Source organism: Citrobacter sp. wls757 (genome assembly GCF_005280935.1).
Taxonomy (GTDB): domain Bacteria; phylum Pseudomonadota; class Gammaproteobacteria; order Enterobacterales; family Enterobacteriaceae; genus Citrobacter; species Citrobacter portucalensis.
The window spans coordinates 141,188-142,310 of sequence record NZ_SZWU01000076.1; the positions used below are offsets into that span (position 1 = coordinate 141,188).

Here is a 1,123-nt window from a genome sequence, read left to right on the forward strand (position 1 = left end):
TTTTTTTATACGCTACGTTTACAGCGGTTGTTGAGCAACGTCATGATGACGGGTCACATCGACCGGCATGCCTGAGCGAATCTCCATCGCATGATCCATGACGGCGGTATCTGTTTGCGCCGCATTTTTAAATGTCTGCATGGACGCGTTCAGCACGATCGGCAGCAGTTGCGGGTCGTCATTGATTTTTTCGGACAGCGGTTGGTGTACTTCCACCAGGCGCACGCCGTTAGGCTCAACGGATGCTTTGATCGGCGTATTGATAATATTGACCTTAGTTCCGGGCGTTACCTGACGGAACAGGGTTTCTATATCACCGTCGCGCAGACGAATACAGCCGGAACTGACGCGCATTCCGATGCCAAAATCAGCATTTGTACCGTGCAACAGGTACACGCCGCCGTATGCCGCTAAGCGAATCGCATGATGGCCCATCGGGTTATCCGGACCGGCAGGCACAACGGCAGGCAGGTCAATCCCGTTTGCTTTGTATCGCGCGCGGATATTTGCCGTCGGCGTCCAGGTGGGGTTGGCGCGTTTATCAGAGATGGTGGTTACCATCGTAGGCGTCAGCGTGTCACCACCTAACTGGCCAATACCAATAGGATACACGGTCACCGAATTGGTCCCCGGCTGGTAATAATAAAGACGCAGTTCGGCGAGGTTGATAACAATACCTTCGCGCGGGGCATCAGGTAGCAGAGTTTGTAACGGGATCGTCAAAACGCTGCCCGGACGTGGTACGTAAGGGTCAACGCCAGGGTTGGCCTGCAGCAGCGCGAGAAAGCCGACATTGTACTTTTTCGCAATCGCTTCCAGAGAACCGCCATTGTCTTCAACAACGTGAACGGCATTCTGACCCACCAGACGGCTTCCCGGTGGCGGCAGCGGCCAGGTGTTTGCCTGAGCCGGAAGTGCTAACGCGAATGTCGCTGCAAGCGTAAAAAACGCGAGCCAGCGAGAGAGTCGTTTATTGTTTAACATCACCATAAATCCATTGTTTTTACGTGGTTTTTATTATGTAAAAGTAAACGAGAATTATGGCTGTTTGCTGTGTCGGGAAGTGCAGGGAAGTGCAAAGAGTTTGTAAATTCATCAGGCCGGGTGAGTGGTGTGCTCACCC

At 52.9% G+C, this 1,123-nt stretch carries 1 protein-coding gene; it reads right to left on the reverse strand.

Annotated elements, in window-relative coordinates; all coding sequences use genetic code 11:
• Positions 1–18: 18 nt before the first annotated feature.
• Positions 19–984 (reverse strand): L,D-transpeptidase family protein, encoded by a 966-nt coding sequence (locus FDW94_RS21165; RefSeq protein WP_032944376.1) that lies wholly within the window; start codon positions 982–984, stop codon positions 19–21.
• Positions 985–1,123 lie beyond the last annotated feature (139 nt).

Bases quoted from the DNA above. Each gene is read 5' to 3' on its own strand.
- FDW94_RS21165 (WP_032944376.1), bottom strand. From the start codon at position 984: ATGTTAAACAATAAACGACTCTCTCGCTGGCTCGCGTTTTTTACGCTT.